Consider the following 16,637-nt stretch of genomic DNA (forward strand, 5'->3'; position numbering starts at 1 on the left):
CCACAGGTTTAAGCAAACCTTCGAAGTAAGGGAGTTTTTCCATAGCACGAATCTCAGGGCTGCTATTTTCTAATTCTTTGAACGACGAAAAAAGCCTGCGGATTGATACCGCAGGCTTTTCAATAGTGGCTCGGGACGGAATCGAACCGCCGACACACGGATTTTCAGTCCGTTGCTCTACCGACTGAGCTACCGAGCCATAGTAAAAGTGAAATTTTTCGGTGAAGTACTCACAAAACCCTACAACAGCTTTCTCTCAAACTTCGACTTTAATAAAGTTATTCAGCCGCCATATAACGTGTGTTTTCGACCAAAGCGAGTGTTATAATAAAAATGGCGGTCCGGACGGGACTCGAACCCGCGACCTCCTGCGTGACAGGCAGGCATTCTAACCAACTGAACTACCGGACCAGTGTGCTTTACTCGTTTACTGCAACGATAACTATCGTACCACATGTCCCCCATAGACGCAATAGAATTTTCATAGATCATCAGTTTGGCCACATCATTGCTTTTTATCTATCATAAATATCTTATAAAGAAAGGAGGGTCCACTTGAAGAGGATATTACGCTATGCATCCTATGTCCTTATTCTTTTATTGATCTCTTTCATCGGTTACTTAAAAATCAACCCCCCTCTGGCTTATGGGTCGATCGGTACGACAGAAGATAAACATACAGTTATTGTAGCGGTCGGCAACAAGAATCTAGTAGGAAGCATTCAAATAACAAATGTTTCCATAAACGACAATCAACCGCCATCCAATATCAAACTGCAAATCAGTGATTCAGAAAAAGGTTTTATGCTTACAGATACTTACGCACTATACGAAGAAAAAGGGTTACAAGATTATGAAACGATTGCTTTAGGACCTGACACCTCTCCTCTCGATTCAAAAAAAGTGGCTGCAGCAGCAAGTCAGTCTCCTATGAAAATTTATGGTCTTAGTATAACAGAAGACACGTCTATAGAAAGAATTGAAGTGACCTACCGTTATCTCGGTCTTGCATTTGTTAAAACCATTCACGTATAAAGTCTAGTCTGTCTTTCATTAATTAGTAGTTCCGTTTGGATGGGACTCTTGCAAAACAGCATACTAATTTGCAGACCAAATCGTATAGGGGTTTGGTCTTTTTTAGATGGACCTCGTTGATTCCGCGATGAGCGTTAGGTGGTGATGCCTGCGGAAACAGCGCGAGTCGAAGATCCACTTGGTCAAGTGATTTTCTTGACCAAGTTAGCTGAGGCCGTACCCGCGGCAATCATCCACCGACAAGCGATTCGTGAGAAGCAACAACAAACTTTAACATTATCAATAATGTTAGATCGGTTAATAATCCTGTTACCCTTTATGATGCATAAGTTCCAACAGCTTTTCTGGATGATCAGAATTGATGATTAGGTCTCTGTTATCTTCCGGAACAAATCCTGCTTGAATAGCATGATCAATAAGATTGACCAACGGGGTATAATAGCCTTTGATATTATAGAGGGCCACCGGCTTCGTATGAATACCAATCTGCGCCCAGCTGATTGTTTCAAACAGCTCTTCAAATGTACCGAAGCCTCCAGGCAAAGCGATGTACCCGTCAGCAAGCTCACTCATCTTCGATTTCCGCTCATGTAACGTCTCGACCTCAACCATTGTGGTTATATCAGGGTGAACGATTTCTTTTTCAAATAAACGGGTAGGCATTATTCCGGTCACGTTTCCCCCGCCTTTCAGAACTTCATCAGCCAGCACACCCATCAAACCACTTTTCGCGCCTCCATAAACGAGCTCAATCCCTTTCTCGGCAAACAACTTGCCGAGCATTTGGGTCTTTTCTAAATAGGCTGGATCATTGCCCTGACTTGATCCGGCAAAAACGCAAATTCGTTTCACGTGAAACACCCTTCCTGTTTCTTGCTTTAGCAAATGATGGATACCACATTTCCTGGATGACAAAAAACGCCTGACTATGTCAGCCAGACGTTGATTATTATTCGCTATATACGCTGCGTACTACGTTCGTTTGAGATCGGTCTGGACCAACTGAGAAAATAGACAAAGGAATGCCTGTCAACTGCGACACACGTTCGATATAGTGACGAGCATTTTCCGGAAGGTCACTCAATGATTCTGCCCCTGTGATATCTTCCGTCCACCCCGGCATTTCTTCGTATACCGGTTCGCATTCAGCAAGAACCTTCAGACTCGCAGGGAACTCTTCCATGATTTCTCCCTGGTATTTGTAAGCGGTACATATCTTCAGTGTCTCAATTCCAGTTAGCACGTCAATGGAATTCAAGGATAGATCGGTAATTCCGCTTACACGGCGTGCGTGACGGACCACTACACTGTCAAACCAGCCAACACGGCGCGGTCGGCCAGTCGTCGTTCCGTATTCTTTACCGACTTCACGGATCTGATCGCCGGTTTCATTTTCCAGTTCAGTTGGGAATGGGCCATCCCCCACGCGTGTCGTATAAGCTTTGGAAACCCCTACGACGTGCTTGATTTTAGAAGGACCGACACCAGAACCAATCGTCACTCCACCTGCAATAGGGTTGGAGGAAGTGACAAATGGGTAGGTTCCTTGATCGATATCCAGCATCACACCTTGAGCTCCTTCAAACAGGACGCGGCGGCCTTCATCAAGGCTATTATTCAATACAACAGATGTATCACATACATATTGAGCGATTTGTTGACCATATTCGTAATACTCTTCTAAGATTTCCTCAATCGTGAAAGGTTCTGTTTCATAAACCTTTTCAAAAAGACGGTTTTTCTCAGCCAGGTTCTGCTCGAGCTTCTCACGGAAGCTTTCCTTATCCATCAAGTCAGCGATACGAATTCCAGTACGGGCCGCTTTATCCATATAAGCTGGGCCGATTCCTTTTTTCGTTGTGCCGATCTTGTTGGCGCCTTTTTCTTCTTCCTGCAAAGCATCCAGTTTCAAGTGATAAGGGAGAATCACGTGAGCCCGGTTACTGATGCGCAGGTTGTCCGTTGATACGCCTTTATCATGAAGGTATTTCAATTCCTCAAGCATGGCTTTCGGATCGATGACCATCCCATTCCCTAATACACAGGTTTTATCATCAAAAAAGATCCCAGAAGGAATCAAATGAAGTTTATAAGTTATTCCATCAAATTTAATTGTATGACCAGCATTATTTCCACCCTGGTAACGGGCGACTACTTCGGCATTTTGTGAAAGAAAATCGGTAATCTTGCCTTTTCCTTCGTCCCCCCATTGGGTTCCGACGACTACTACTGAAGACATAAGGCACCTCCGCCAAATTTTTGTTTTATATGATTTCCAACGTCAGTTTACCAATTTACCTTTGTAAAGTCAACGCTATTTCCGAACGATAAATAAATCGGATTAAATATCGTTCGATTATACTACAATCGTATGACAATTATAAAAACTTAATAAAACTTAGTTGTAATTGATTTTAATTATATAATGACTTATAATCACTTACAAAAGGTGAGATATGGAAGGAGACCTCCACATGTACCAAGAAGAGCGGCTGATTGGAGTCATCCAGTTTCTAAAGGAAAATCGTCGTATATCCATTGATCAAATGTGCGAGATGTTCAATATATCAAGGGATACAGCACGAAGAGACTTAGTTAAATTGGAAGAGCGAAAAGCAATTGTGCGTACGCGGGGCGGAGCGATTCTGCCTACTTCTCATAATGCGATCAAGGATTATACAAATCGGTTGAAAACAGTGTCGTTTGAAAAACAGCAAATCGGCAGTAAAGCTGCTTCTTTAATTCAAACAGGGGACAAAATCATACTAGACACATCCACAACCGTCCAGGCATGTGCGAATCGTATGAGACCGATGGATATTACAATCATCACAAACTCGATTCACCAGGCAGAAATTTTATCAAACGTTGAAGACGTATCCATTCAGCTGCTCGGAGGGTATCTCCAGAAGGAGCATCAATTTCTTTATGGTTCCTCTGTAATTGAACGCTTGAAAAGCTATCATGTCGACAAAGCTTTCATAGGAGTTGTGGGCATCTCAGAGCAAGGCCTAAGCATTGGTCACGAAGAGGATGGTATGGTGAAACGCAACATGATGCAGCAGGCAGATCAAGTCATCGTTCTGGCAGACCATACGAAACTCGGAATCACTGAGTTCTTTTCATTTGCCAGCCTCAATGATGTAGACATCATCATTACAGACCTTCTTCCGAATGAGGATTTTCAAAAGCAGTTGGAGAAATTCAATGTGGAATTGATTGTAACAGAAGAGGAGGAGTCGCACCTATGGACTTGATAGCCATCGATTTGGACGGAACCTTATTGAATAGTAAAAACCAAATCAGCGAGGAAAATATAAAAGCGATCCAATATGCTAAGGATAGAGACGTAGAAGTCGTCATTGCGACGGGACGGGCTGAATTTGATGTCAGGCAAATTTTCGCGGATTTACCTGTTGATACATGGGTGATCGGGGCGAACGGAGCGACCATCCATCAACCGGACGGTTCGTTATTCGATGCTGTACCAATCGAGGAAAAAGACGCGGAAAAAATCTTGAAGTGGCTCGAAGCTAAGGAGTTTTACTACGAGGTATTCAGTGACTCCTCCATCCTGACACCTCAGAATGGTCATGAGCTTCTTCAAATTGAGCTCGATCGCATTCGAAGTGCAAACCCTCACTCAGATATCGAGAGGCTCGAGGCCGCTCTTGAAAAGCAGTTCAGTCAAACCGGCTTTTTTTCTATTGATTCCTACAAAGATATTATCGAAGCACACCACCCTGTTTATAATGTCCTCGCCTTTTCGTTTGATGAGGAAAAACTGCAGGAAGGCTGGGAACAATTTCAGTCGTCGCAAAATTTAACGATCGTCAGTTCAGCCGATCATAATTTCGAACTCGAACACAGGTCCGCCTCCAAAGGATCAGCCTTACAAAAGCTGGCCGGCTATTTAGATATCCCGATTGAAAATACAGCGGCCATCGGTGACAGTCCGAATGACTTGTCGATGATTTCCATTGCTGGTCAGACTGCTGCTATGGGGAATGCCAAAGAGAGCGTCCTCAAGGCAAGTGATTCCATCACCCGTACAAACGATCAAAACGGTGTCGCTTATAAAATCTATCAATGGTTGAATTAAGATCACCCACTGTCCAGCGTGACTCTCCGGGAGGCGTGATGGGCAGTGTTGATCATAAAAAAGACGCCCGGTCAGATTTCTGATCGGGCGTCTTCATTTTCATGCTAAGCGGGCGGCACATCAGCATCTGTGTACCTGTGATCAAGGTCGACGAACTTGTTGTATTCCTTCACAAAAGCAAGCTCGACGTTACCCACTGGACCATTACGCTGCTTAGCGATAATGATTTCAATGATATTTTGGTTTTCTGATTCCTGATCATAATAGTCATCTCTGTACAAGAAACCGACGATATCCGCATCCTGCTCAATTGACCCGGACTCACGCAAGTCGGACATCATCGGCCGTTTGTCCTGCCTCGATTCAACTCCGCGTGAAAGCTGAGAAAGAGCGATTAGCGGAACATTCAATTCACGGGCTAATCCTTTTAAGGAACGTGAAATCTCGGAAACCTCTTGCTGACGGTTTTCTTTTGAATTTCCATTCCCCTGGATCAACTGCATATAGTCGATCAAAATCATCCCAAGACCGTGTTCCTGCTTTAAGCGGCGACATTTGGAACGGATCTCACTGACCCGGACTCCTGGTGTATCATCAATGTAAATCCCTGCGTTGGACAGACTTCCCATTGCCATCGTCAGCTTGTTCCAGTCCTCTGTTTCTAAATTCCCGGTACGAAGGCGCTGGGCATCAATATTCCCTTCTGCGCAAAGCATACGGGATACCAGTTGGTCGGCCCCCATCTCCAAGCTGAAGATGGCGACATTTTCATCGGTATGCACAGCGACATTCTGAGCAATATTGAGGGCAAAGGCCGTCTTACCCATGGAAGGACGGGCGGCGATGATGATCAGATCATTGCGCTGGAACCCTGATGTAATATGGTCGAGATCCCGGTACCCAGTGGGAATTCCCGTTGTATTTCCGTCATTATGGTGCAATTGTTCAATATTATCATAAACATCGATCAAAACATCTTTGATGCTTTTAAAGGCACTCGAATTCTTACGCTGGGAAACTTCAAGGATATCCTTCTCTGCAGAGTTGAGCACATCTTCTAACTCTTCTTCTTCTGCATAACCGGTGGTTACGATGTTCGTCGCGGTGCGGATCAAACTTCGCAGCGTAGACTTTTCGCTGACGATACTTGTGTAATAGGAAATATTGGCAGCGGTAGGAACAGAGTTTGCGATATCCGTTAAGTAGGAAACCCCTCCGACTTCTTCCAACACCTTATTGTTCGAGAGAGCCGAGGTTACGGTAACCAGATCGATCGGCTCCCCTTTATCTGAAAGGGTGAGCATCACTTCGAAAATGCGCTGATGGCTAGCTCGATAAAAATCTTCTGGAAGTAAATACTCCGCGGCTGATGACATTGCTTCAGGCTCTAAAAAGACCGCACCGAGAACCGCCTGTTCTGCTTCTATATTATGAGGCGGGGTACGATCATTCCACATTTCACTCACTAGCTTTCCTCCTCTGACTCTTAAGCGCACACGCCTCAATTTCAGCTCCCGTACCAAACGATCTTTTCCATCTGTGAATGGTTTTCATAGCCCGTTTCGTACTCGTGAAGAACAATTGCTTACCGAGGCCTGATTGACAAAAACATAAGCGCCCAATGTATCCAAAAGCATGGATTGGGCGCTTGTTGATCCAAAGAGCTTACTTTTCTTCAATATGAACGCGAATCGTCCCTGTAACTTCTGGGTGAAGCTTCACAGGTACATTTGAATAGCCTAACGTCCGAATCGGGTCATCAAGCTCGATTTTACGTTTATCGATTTTGATGTCATGCGATTTCTTCAATTGTTCTGCAATTTGTTTACTTGTGATGGAACCGAATAAACGGCCATTGTCACCGGATTTCGCTGACAGTTTCACTTCAAGGCTGCCTAATTGCTCTTTCAGTTTCTCAGCTTCATCCACTTCTTCCTGTGCCCGTTGCTCCTGCTTGGCATCCTTCGCTTTTTGCGCTTGAATGTTGCCTTTCGTGGCTTCAACTGCCAGGTTGTTTTTCAGCAGGTAGTTACGTGCATAACCGTCGTTGACGTCTTTGATTTCTCCTTTTTTACCTTTACCTTTGACGTCCGTGTTGAAAATTACTTTCATTCTTCGTCTCCCCCTTCAAAATACTCGTCAATTATATCTTGCAACAATGCTCGAGCATCTTCAATCGTTGTGTCTTCAAGCTGGGTCGCCGCATTTGTCAAGTGACCCCCGCCGTTCATTTTTTCCATGATGACTTGAACATTGATGTCCCCGAGCGACCGGGCACTGATGCCGACACGTCCATCCTTTCGTTCCGAGATGACGAAAGAAGATACAATTCCGCTCATAGTCAGTAATGTGTCTGCTGCTTGCGCGATAATGACAGGACCATAAGTTTCCCCACTGTCACCGGTAGAGATTGCTATGCCATCGCGGTAGATGTTCGCCTTCTCAATCAATTTGCTTCTCCGCACATACACATCCAGATCCTCTTTCATGAACTTTTGAACCTGGACAGTATCTGCCCCTTTCGAACGTAAATATGAGGCGGCATCGAAAGTTCTTGAACCAGTTCTTAATGTGAAGCTCTTTGTATCAACGATGATACCCGCCAACAAGGCGGTCGATTCCAGCATCGATAACTTCAATTTCTTCGGTTGATATTCAAGCAGCTCTGTCACCAGTTCTGCCGTCGAAGAAGCGTATGGCTCCATGTAGACGAGTGTCGGGTCTGAAATGAATTCTTCTGCACGCCGGTGGTGGTCGATGACGACAACATGTTCCGTTTTCGAAAGTAATTTCTCTTCAATGACCATGGAAGGTTTGTGAGTATCCACAATTACCAGCAGCGTCTCATTTGTTACCATTTCTAAGGCATCATCAGGTGTAATGAAGTAATGCCATAAATCTTCATCTTTCTCGATTTCTTCAATCATCCGTTGGACTCCTGTATCGATCTCATCAGGATCTAAGACGATGGCTGCTTTTTTGTCGTTGGCCTGAGCGATTTTCAAAATCCCGATCGAAGCTCCGACCGAATCCATGTCCGGTGATTTATGTCCCATGATCAGAACTTTCTCACTTTCCTGTACCAATTCCTTCATGGCATGGGAGATGACACGAGCTCTTACACGCGTGCGTTTTTCCATCGGGTTCGTTTTCCCGCCATAAAACCGGACTTTACCTGAATCATCTTTGATTGCGACCTGGTCACCGCCACGCCCTAAGGCAAGATCCAGACTGGATTGCGCCAATTCACCCAGTTCCGGCAGGCTCACAGGACCTACACCGATTCCGAAGCTCAAGGTCAATGGTACGTTCTGATCTGTAATCAGTTCACGGACATCATCAAGAATTTCAAACTTTGCTTTTTCTAACGTATAAAGGATTTCCTGATTCATGACAGCTATGAATCGCTCCTGGGAGGTGCGTTTTAAATAAATGCCAAAGTCTCCGGCCCATTTATTCAATATGGAAGTCACTTGAGAGTTGATATGGCTCTTCGCCGTATCGTCCATCCCTTGAGTGATTTCTTCATAATTATCCAGGAAAATAATCGATAACACCGTTTGTTCGTTTTTGTACAGGTTATGAATTTCCGTTTGTTTCGTCCGGTCGAACAAATACAGCAACCGTTCCTTCTTTTTGATGATCGTCTGGAGTTTATACCCGTCAATATTGATCCAGACTTCATCCTCATCATCTTTAACGGAAGGAATCAGCTGATCAGACAATTTCTTCAAAGAAGATCCGACGATGGTATCCTCTTCTGTAAATTTGTTCATGTAGGGGTTGGCCCATTCCACCATATAATCTTCGCTATACAGAATAATTCCGATGGGCATTTCCAACAGGGCTTCCTCCCCCACCTTTTTCACGCGGTAGGAGAGGGTCGATATATATTCTTCTGTTTCATTGATCATATTCTGTTCTGTCCGGACACTGTAGAAAATAGACGCAGCTAAAAACAACGTCATCAGCAGTCCCAGTGTCCATTGATAATACCAAATGAACCCGAGCAGAAGTAAAGAGATCACATAAATGATCCATAAGTGTCCACTCATCGTTGGCTTTTTAAAAATATTCGGCATTGCATTCAGCTCCTACCATCTTCTCCGAGCTAACTCTATTTTTTCTCTTTTACACGTTCCCTCAATGGAAACCCTATATCAATTATACCTAAGATTCTTACAAGATACATGAGAATCTGAGGGAGAAGGAGGGAAAATACGACAATCAGAATCGGTATCGCTTTGGACCATTTCTTCATAGATGCGTAAAAGAAAACGAAAGAGAAGCCCTGGATGACTAAAAGGGCGCCTGTCAGTATGAACACGTTGATGGCAGCTAAGTATAAAAGTCCATCACTGTCCATCGTCACATAATTCAAAATCAAAGCGACAAAGTAATACCATAATACGGAGGTCGGCAGCTTGAAGTTCTTGAATTTGACGAATTTCAGCTGCTTATTTTCAATTCGGTTGATCAACTTGTAGGTGATCCATTGGCTGACAAAAGCCATCAATACACCTGCAATCGCGAGGATGCTTGGAATGATATCCGGGATAAAATCGATCAGTTCCCGAAAATCCGCCATCTCCGCTTCCATGCTTTCTCCTTCTAGAATACCAGAAAACAACCGCTCAAATGTCGAAAAGGCCTGATTCATGCTATTGTTAAATTCTTCCATCAAATCGACACCAAGAAGCAATTGCGTGACAAGGAAAGTCGTCACAAGTCCTATGATGAACCCTACCGATCCAATTGCGAGAGCTTCATAGGATGAACGTTTATGATACAGAGCCCCTCCTAAAAACAGCCCGCCGAACCCGGCAAGTAAAGTGAAAACTATAAAGACGGACGCAAAAAAGAAAGTAAACATGGTTGCAGCCACCAACATAAGGGCTCCAGCCTTCCACCCGTGGCGGTAACTATAATAGACGAAGGGGACTGGCAGAACCATCAATCCAATGGATCCAACAAACGGCATGAAAATAATTAACAATAACAATAGCAGATATATGCCGGTCATTAAAGCCCCTTCAGTCAATCTTCTTGTATCATTCATAATCGTTAATGCACCTCTATTTCTATCGCACTGTTGCTAACCTCCCTATTTTAACATACACACCTCGATAACATCTCGCCATAAATGTTCCCTCCTGCTATGTTTTGGTGATTTTTCCCGGTGTTTGATATGATGAATGAAATTCGAAAGAGGAGGCCGACCATGAGAACAGATTATCACGTCCATATGGCAGAAACCGGAGACTTGAATGTCGACTATCTAAGAACCTACATAAGAAAAGCGAAAGAAGAAGGAATTGACGAGTTAGGGATCTCTGAGCATGCCTACTTTTTTCAGGAAACAAATGAAATCCTCTCTAACCCATGGGTCGAGAATCGACGGACCCTTGATTTCCAAACTTATCAGAACATGTTTGATGCAGCGGAAAAAGAGGGTCTTCCTATTAAAATGGGAATCGAAATGGATTATATGCCGGGAAAAGAGAAAGAAATGGAAACCTTCATTTCTTCACACCCTTTTGATTATGTGATTGGATCTGTCCATTGGATTGATGAATGGGGCATTGATTTAGCTATTTATCGTGAAGAATATGAAAAAAGAGACCTGAAAGAAGTCTATCGCCAATATTTCGACCGTGTTGTCACTCTTGCTGAATCAGGGCTTTTCGATTTTGTCGGACATATCGACGTAATCAAAGTTTTCGGCTACCGCCCGGATGATGAAGAATTTCTACATGAACAGTATCGTCGTGCCGCCAGGGCCCTTGCTTCCACAAATACATGTATTGAAATCAGTACAGCAGGGTTACGGAAACCCGTCGGAGAACTCTACCCAGACCCTGCCCTTCTCCAAATGTGCAAAGAAGAAGGAGTTGGAATCGTTCTTTGTTCAGATGCCCATAAACCAGAGCACATTGGCTATCGTTATGAGGAGGCCATTGACCTGGCTAAATCAGCAGGCTATGAAGAAGTTCATGTTTTTTCCCGGCGAAAAGCGACCGTTCACCCGATTGATTGATTTAAACGTTTCGTTTCTCAAAAAAAATAAACTTCCCAATCGAAGGGGTTAGAGCGATGATATTCAACGAGGTTGTCGGGCTCACGGAAAAAGAGATAAACTCCTGTAAACTCATTCAAAGAGAAGCCGTCAGGGGAGGCATCATTCAGAACGGGAAACTATTTGATCGTCCATTCAAACAAAGGCGACTACAAACTTCCAGGCGGCGGCGTAGAACAAACAGAAGCGCACGCAGATGCCCTCGTCCGTGAAATTGCAGAAGAAACAGGATGCTTTGGCTGTAGCGTGCAGGATAAAATCGGAGTCGTCACCGAAAGACACCTCGACAGATATGAACAAGACGCGGTCTTCCAAATGAATTCCCATTATTACCTTTGTAATTGGGCCGGCGAAGTGACTGAACAACAACTGGACGGGTATGAAGCAAAGCAGGATTTCATTCCTGTTTGGTTAACCATTGACGCTGCCATAACGCAAAACGAAAAAATTCTTAAGCATAATGAACGCAACGGATGGACCGGAAGGGAAAATGTCGTTTTAAACAAACTGAAGAGATCCTTGATTAATAGCTGAAATCAATAAAACAGAAAAAACCTCAGAGTTATAAAATAATAACTCTGAGGTTTTTTTATTATTTTTTTAGTTTTACCTTACAGCGTCAAGCATTGAACCTGGCTGATATCAGCAATATCGGCTAGTTTCTCGTGGCAGTCCCCTTCGATTTCTTTATCGACGCTCAGAACCATCACAGCTTCTCCACCTTCATTTGTACGCCCGACCTGCATCGTGGCAATATTCACTTGATGTTCAGCAAGCAAACTTCCGACCCGGCCTATTGCTCCGGGCTGGTCGGTATGACGAATGACAATCAGATGTCCTTCAGGGACCACGTCAATGGAATAATGATCGAATTGGACGATTCTGGTCCCTAAACCTTTCAACAGCGTCCCTGCAATAGTGCGAGTTTCTTGATCTGACTCTATTTCCACGGTTATCAGGTTTGTAAACCCTTGTGTAGAGGTGGATTTTTGTTCATTGATGGTGATCCCTTTATCCGCTGCTGTCTTAAAGGCGTTCACATCATTGACACGGCTGCCGAGGTGCCGCTTCAGAATCCCTTTAACCGCAATCCGGGTCAATGGCATCGTATCGACATCAAGCAGATCTCCACTGTAATAAACCTGGACACGCTCTAAAGTACCTGCGACTACGCGTGATAAGAAGACACCCAGCTGCTCTGAGAGTTTAAAGTACGGAGAGAGCTTTTCCATCATTTCCGAAGAGACAGCAGGAAGATTGACCGGGTTCCTGACTGTTCCTCCCCGCAATAATTCGATAATATCGTAGCTGACATCTGTCGCTACGTTTTCTTGGGCTTCTATCGTGCTCGCCCCTAAGTGCGGGGTTGCAATCACTTCTGGCAAGGATAACAATGGATGGTCTGTTGCCGGTTCTTCTTCAAACACATCCAAAGCTGCACCCGCAATTTTCCCGGATTTCACTGCTTCATATAGAGCATTCTCTTCAATGATCCCACCACGGGCACAATTCAAGATTCTTGCCCCGGTTTTCATCTTTTGAATCGCTTCCTCATTGATCAAATGCTTCGTTTTATCTATCAATGGGGTATGGACAGTCAGGAAGTCAGCCTGTTGAAGCACTTCTTCCAAAGTCCCATGCTTCACACCCGCTTTTTCCGCCTTCTCTTCATTAAGGAAGGGATCGAATGCTATCACTTTCATGCGATGGCCTTTGGCACGCTGGGCGACCTCACGTCCGATACGGCCGAACCCTACGATACCAATAACTTTGTCTTTCAATTCTACCCCTACGAACTTCTTACGCTCCCACCGCTTCTGCTGCAGTTGATGATAAGCTTGAGGAATATTTCGTGCAAGCGACATGAGCATCGCCATTGTATGTTCTGCAGTAGAGATCGTATTTCCATCGGGTGCATTCACAACCACGATCCCATTTTCTGTGGCTGCCTCTACATCGATATTATCCACACCTACACCTGCGCGTCCGATAATCTTCAAATGAGGCGCATGTTCAATAACTTCCCTCGTCACTTGTGTTTGACTTCTCACAATCATTGCATCAACGGATCCCACCGCTTCCAGCAATTGTTCATGAGACATAGAAGGATCGACAATTGTTTCTACATCAGCAGCTTCTAACAAAGGTTTAATTCCATCTTCACTTAATGGATCACTAATTAGTACGCGATACATGGCTATTCCTCCCTCGTCCGTTTCAAATAGGCTTCCTGCGCAGCGGCGACCCCCGCTCCTTGTTCAAAGTCATGGCCTAAGCGTTTCAAGATGATTTCAATAATTCCGATATATTGCAGTACATTGGAAGGACGGCTGTACCCCATATGACCGATTCGGAAGATTTCACCTTTCAGATGCTTTTGACCTCCAGCTAAAATCAGACCAAATTCTTCGTTTGCCAATTTTCTCAATTGTTCTGCTTCGAATGTATCTGGACGAATGGAAGTTACTGTTGAAGAGGCAGCTTCATCCGTGACAAGCAGCGGCAAATTAAGGGCACGACATGCTTCCCTCGTCATTTCTTTCATAACGTGGTGACGATCAAAAACATGGTCTAACCCTTCCTCCTCTAACAAATGAAGCACTTGCTGCAGGCCAAACAATAAAGATAGAGCCGGAGTAAATGGCGTTTGACCTCCTTCCAATTGTTTACGATATGATCGTAAATCCAAATAGAAACGAGGGCGGGGATTATCATCAATGACGTTCCATACCTGATTTCCCACAGCGACAAACGCTAAACCAGGAGGGAGCATCATGGCTTTCTGCGAACCAGAAACTAAGATATCGATTCCAGACTGATCCATATCGACTCCAGCTCCTCCGATAGAAGAAACTCCGTCAACGACCACAAGAGCAGAGCTGATCGCTTTCACGCGCTTGGCTGCTTTTTCCACCGGGTGCATAACTCCTGTGGAAGTTTCACAATAAGTCAGAAATACAGCCTTCGTATGTGGACGTTCTTGAAGCGCGGCCTCTATTTGGTCTACCTCCACCGCTTCGCCCCATGGGACATCGATCCTGTTCACTTCAAGCTCGTAAGTTTCACAAATTTGAGCGAAACGATCTCCAAAGGCTCCAGCCACTACGACGATGACTTCATCTCCGGGTTGAGTGATATTGACGACAGAACTTTCCAGAGCAGATGTACCGCTCCCTGTTACCACTAGCACTTCTCCAGATGTACCGAAGATGGGCTTTAACCGCGGAGCGATATCATTCATCAGCTCTTTACACTTTCCACCACGGTGACCGATCATCGGTTGATTCATGCTCCGTTCCACACTGGGTGGAACAGGTGACGGACCCGGAGTGTGTAACAAATCCCATTCACGCTTCATTTCTACTAGACCTCCTCTGTATAAATGACTCTTTTTCCTATTTAAACTCTTTAGTGCATTAGAAAAAGAAATGATATTCTCTAATCCTATCAAAAGAAGAAATGATGTCAATTAAATTAGAATATTCCGTATTATGTCGTTTTTTTTATATTTTTCTCTATTAAAGGACTTTGATTTTTTTCTTTTTTATCTGTATAATTCAAAAAGTAATTATATTTTGAAAATTTTAAATAGGGGGAAATTACTTATGAGAAAACATCTCTGGATATTTATGACCTTGATGTTCGTTCTTGTTCTTGCCGCATGTAGCGGAGGCGACAGCGACTCATCAACAGAGACAGGGGAAGAAAACACAGATGAAAACACTACTGAGGGTTCGGATGAAGGAAGTGCTTCCGGCGAACAGGAGATTACTGTAACAGCGAAAAGTGAGATCCCAAGCATGGATCCATCATTGATCACCGATTCCGTCGGTTTCCAATGGGCGGGCGAAACCTATGAAGGTCTTTACCGTTTAGATGAGAACAGCCAATTGACAGATGGAATGGCTGAAAGCTCTGAGGTCAGTGAGGATGGTCTTACATGGACTTTCAAACTTCGCGATGCTGAATGGTCAAATGGTGACCCTGTAACGGCACACGACTTCGTATATGCCTGGAGAAGAGCGGTAGATCCAGAGGTAGGCTCTGAATATGGTCCTTACTTCCTTGGAGGCATCATTAAAAATGCCGCCGAAATCAGTAATGGTGAAGCAGAACTTGAAGATCTCGGTGCTACTGCTGTAGACGATAAAACATTGAAAGTGGAACTTGAAAAACCAGTTCCATACTTCAAATCTATGACTGTATTCATCACTTTCATGCCATTGAACCAATCCTATGTGGAAGAACAAGGTGAAAATTTCGCTACGGAAGCTGAATACACCATCTCTAACGGACCATTTGAAATGACAGAGTGGAACCATGGAGAAGGATGGACAATTGAAAAGAGCGACTCTTATTGGGATGCAGAAACAGTTCAACTTGAAACGATCAATTCCAAAGTCATTAAAGAAGTTTCTACAGGGGTCAACCTCTATGAATCAGGTGAAATCGACCAAACAGAGTTGAATGCCGAATTCGTCGACCAATACCGTACGAATGAAGCTTTCAATGTTGCAGAGAAACCATACTTATACTTCTTCAAATTCAATCAGGAAGCAAACGAAGCGTTGGCGAATGTTGATGCCCGTAAGGCTATCTCTTATGCTATCGACCGTCAGGGATTAGTCGATGTCATCCTGAATGATGGTTCTGTACCTGCTGAAGGATATGTACCATCGAACTTCGTATCTATGCCTGATAGTGATGAGGATTTCCGTGATGCACAGGGACCTCTTGTCGAATCCAACGTGGAGAAAGCAAAAGAACACTGGCAGAAAGCTCTTGAAGCACTCGGAACAGATTCTGTTACCATCGAACTGTTAGGTGATGATACAGGTACTTCGAAAAACGTCCTCGCCTATTACAAGAACCAACTGGAAGAAAACCTTGAAGGTCTGACCATCAAATTGATGGAAGTACCTTTCAAAGAGCGTGTACGCCGTGACAATGCTTCTGAATTCGAAATGGAAGCTGCCACATGGGGTCCTGACTATGTCGACCCGAACACATACTTGAACATGTATTTGACTGGTGGACAAAACAACAACATGAACTACTCCAACGAAGAATATGATGCCTTGATCAATAAGGCGAATGGAGAATATGCACAAGATCCAGAGAAACGTTTTGAAGCATTCCTTGAAGCGGAGAAAATGCTGCTTGAAGAGGATGCTGCCGTAGCACCAATGTACCAAGACGCGAAAGCACAACTATTCCGTCCGACGATCAAAGGTGTCTTCACGACAGCTACCGGCCCTGAATTCGAATTCAAGTGGGCACATGTAGAAGAATAATAGAAGGTTTAGTGAGGGGCAGGATATGAATCCTGCCCCTTTCCTTATGTTTACAGTCTATTCCTTGAAAATCCCCCTCTTTCGCGGTATAGTCTCTTAAGGTATGAAACTCGGAAAAAAAGGGGGCAGA

Annotated in this window: 15 protein-coding genes and 2 tRNA genes; 7 read left to right on the forward strand and 10 right to left on the reverse strand. The window is 44.2% G+C overall.

All coding sequences use genetic code 11. The features are described from left to right. Positions 1-126: 126 nt before the first annotated feature. Positions 127-199, reverse strand: a tRNA-Phe gene (locus ACTWPX_RS02745). 135 nt (positions 200-334) lie between these two features. Then, positions 335-411: transfer RNA gene (locus ACTWPX_RS02750), tRNA-Asp, on the reverse strand. 144 nt (positions 412-555) lie between these two features. Here ACTWPX_RS02750 and ACTWPX_RS02755 point away from each other — a divergent pair. Together ACTWPX_RS02755 and ACTWPX_RS02760 are read left to right on the forward strand one after the other, a co-directional pair. Further along, positions 556-1,035: a hypothetical protein gene (locus tag ACTWPX_RS02755; protein WP_443118417.1), complete on the forward strand. Its 480-nt coding sequence runs from the start codon at positions 556-558 to the stop codon at positions 1,033-1,035. Between the two features lie 138 nt (positions 1,036-1,173). Beyond that, positions 1,174-1,404 carry a hypothetical protein gene (locus ACTWPX_RS02760; RefSeq protein WP_443118418.1) on the forward strand — a complete coding sequence of 77 codons (231 nt, stop codon included), beginning with the start codon at positions 1,174-1,176 and terminating at the stop codon, positions 1,402-1,404. Here the strand turns inward: ACTWPX_RS02760 and ACTWPX_RS02765 are convergent. Continuing rightward, on the reverse strand, positions 1,345-1,887 hold the full coding sequence (locus ACTWPX_RS02765) for a TIGR00730 family Rossman fold protein (RefSeq protein WP_443118419.1): 543 nt from the start codon (positions 1,885-1,887) through the stop codon (positions 1,345-1,347). The two genes, ACTWPX_RS02760 and ACTWPX_RS02765, sit on opposite strands and share 60 nt — an antisense overlap. A gap of 97 nt (positions 1,888-1,984) precedes the next feature. Then, on the reverse strand, positions 1,985-3,274 hold the full coding sequence (locus ACTWPX_RS02770) for an adenylosuccinate synthase (protein ID WP_443118420.1): 1,290 nt from the start codon (positions 3,272-3,274) through the stop codon (positions 1,985-1,987). 235 nt (positions 3,275-3,509) lie between these two features. Here ACTWPX_RS02770 and ACTWPX_RS02775 point away from each other — a divergent pair, with 235 nt between their 5' ends. Continuing rightward, positions 3,510-4,292, forward strand: coding sequence for a DeoR/GlpR family DNA-binding transcription regulator (locus ACTWPX_RS02775; RefSeq protein ID WP_443118421.1), 783 nt, complete (start codon positions 3,510-3,512; stop codon positions 4,290-4,292). Next, complete coding sequence (locus ACTWPX_RS02780) at positions 4,283-5,137, forward strand: Cof-type HAD-IIB family hydrolase (protein ID WP_443118422.1); 855 nt, start codon at positions 4,283-4,285, stop codon at positions 5,135-5,137. The genes ACTWPX_RS02775 and ACTWPX_RS02780 overlap by 10 nt, the downstream gene beginning before the upstream one ends. 104 nt (positions 5,138-5,241) lie before the next feature. On the opposite strand, the gene dnaB is transcribed toward ACTWPX_RS02780, so the two are convergent. The 4 genes from dnaB to ACTWPX_RS02800 all read right to left on the reverse strand — a co-directional run bounded on the left by dnaB (position 5,242) and on the right by ACTWPX_RS02800 (position 10,196). Next, a complete protein-coding gene (dnaB, locus tag ACTWPX_RS02785; protein ID WP_128525179.1) occupies positions 5,242-6,603 on the reverse strand; it encodes a replicative DNA helicase in 1,362 nt (453 codons plus the stop codon). Between the two features lie 199 nt (positions 6,604-6,802). Continuing rightward, positions 6,803-7,249: a 50S ribosomal protein L9 gene (gene rplI / locus ACTWPX_RS02790; protein WP_128525178.1), complete on the reverse strand. Its 447-nt coding sequence runs from the start codon at positions 7,247-7,249 to the stop codon at positions 6,803-6,805. Further along, on the reverse strand, positions 7,246-9,219 hold the full coding sequence (locus ACTWPX_RS02795) for a DHH family phosphoesterase (protein ID WP_128525177.1): 1,974 nt from the start codon (positions 9,217-9,219) through the stop codon (positions 7,246-7,248). The genes rplI and ACTWPX_RS02795 overlap by 4 nt, the downstream gene beginning before the upstream one ends. A gap of 35 nt (positions 9,220-9,254) precedes the next feature. Further along, entirely contained in the window at positions 9,255-10,196 is a 942-nt protein-coding gene (locus tag ACTWPX_RS02800; RefSeq protein WP_443118423.1) for a YybS family protein, read from the reverse strand. A gap of 162 nt (positions 10,197-10,358) precedes the next feature. Here ACTWPX_RS02800 and ACTWPX_RS02805 point away from each other — a divergent pair, with 162 nt between their 5' ends. Then, on the forward strand, positions 10,359-11,174 hold the full coding sequence (locus ACTWPX_RS02805; protein ID WP_128525175.1) for a histidinol-phosphatase HisJ family protein: 816 nt from the start codon (positions 10,359-10,361) through the stop codon (positions 11,172-11,174). A 162-nt stretch (positions 11,175-11,336) separates the two neighbouring features. Then, positions 11,337-11,747, forward strand: a complete 411-nt coding sequence (locus ACTWPX_RS02810) for an NUDIX hydrolase (protein WP_443118424.1) — start codon at positions 11,337-11,339, stop codon at positions 11,745-11,747. A gap of 77 nt (positions 11,748-11,824) precedes the next feature. On the opposite strand, the gene serA is transcribed toward ACTWPX_RS02810, so the two are convergent. Together serA and ACTWPX_RS02820 are read right to left on the reverse strand one after the other, a co-directional pair. Then, positions 11,825-13,408, reverse strand: a complete 1,584-nt coding sequence (gene serA / locus ACTWPX_RS02815; RefSeq protein ID WP_443118425.1) for a phosphoglycerate dehydrogenase — start codon at positions 13,406-13,408, stop codon at positions 11,825-11,827. Between the two features lie 2 nt (positions 13,409-13,410). Then, entirely contained in the window at positions 13,411-14,571 is a 1,161-nt protein-coding gene (locus ACTWPX_RS02820; RefSeq protein WP_443118426.1) for a pyridoxal-phosphate-dependent aminotransferase family protein, read from the reverse strand. A 247-nt stretch (positions 14,572-14,818) separates the two neighbouring features. Between ACTWPX_RS02820 and ACTWPX_RS02825 the strand changes: the two genes are divergently transcribed. Further along, positions 14,819-16,507, forward strand: coding sequence for an ABC transporter substrate-binding protein (locus ACTWPX_RS02825; protein ID WP_443118427.1), 1,689 nt, complete (start codon positions 14,819-14,821; stop codon positions 16,505-16,507). Positions 16,508-16,637 lie beyond the last annotated feature (130 nt).

Source organism: Halobacillus sp. H74, from assembly GCF_052246715.1.
GTDB classification, from domain to species: Bacteria; Bacillota; Bacilli; order Bacillales; family Halobacillaceae; genus Halobacillus; species Halobacillus litoralis_A.

Excerpts from the sequence above, each read along its gene's own strand:
- ACTWPX_RS02770 (WP_443118420.1), bottom strand. The coding sequence starts at position 3,274 with ATGTCTTCAGTAGTAGTCGTCGGAACCCAATGGGGGGACGAAGGAAAA.
- ACTWPX_RS02775 (WP_443118421.1), top strand. The coding sequence starts at position 3,510 with ATGTACCAAGAAGAGCGGCTGATTGGAGTCATCCAGTTTCTAAAGGAA.
- ACTWPX_RS02780 (WP_443118422.1), top strand. The coding sequence starts at position 4,283 with ATGGACTTGATAGCCATCGATTTGGACGGAACCTTATTGAATAGTAAA.
- rplI (WP_128525178.1), bottom strand. The coding sequence starts at position 7,249 with ATGAAAGTAATTTTCAACACGGACGTCAAAGGTAAAGGTAAAAAAGGA.
- ACTWPX_RS02795 (WP_128525177.1), bottom strand. The coding sequence starts at position 9,219 with ATGCCGAATATTTTTAAAAAGCCAACGATGAGTGGACACTTATGGATC.
- ACTWPX_RS02800 (WP_443118423.1), bottom strand. The coding sequence starts at position 10,196 with ATGAATGATACAAGAAGATTGACTGAAGGGGCTTTAATGACCGGCATA.
- ACTWPX_RS02805 (WP_128525175.1), top strand. The coding sequence starts at position 10,359 with ATGAGAACAGATTATCACGTCCATATGGCAGAAACCGGAGACTTGAAT.
- serA (WP_443118425.1), bottom strand. The coding sequence starts at position 13,408 with ATGTATCGCGTACTAATTAGTGATCCATTAAGTGAAGATGGAATTAAA.
- ACTWPX_RS02820 (WP_443118426.1), bottom strand. The coding sequence starts at position 14,571 with ATGAAGCGTGAATGGGATTTGTTACACACTCCGGGTCCGTCACCTGTT.
- ACTWPX_RS02825 (WP_443118427.1), top strand. The coding sequence starts at position 14,819 with ATGAGAAAACATCTCTGGATATTTATGACCTTGATGTTCGTTCTTGTT.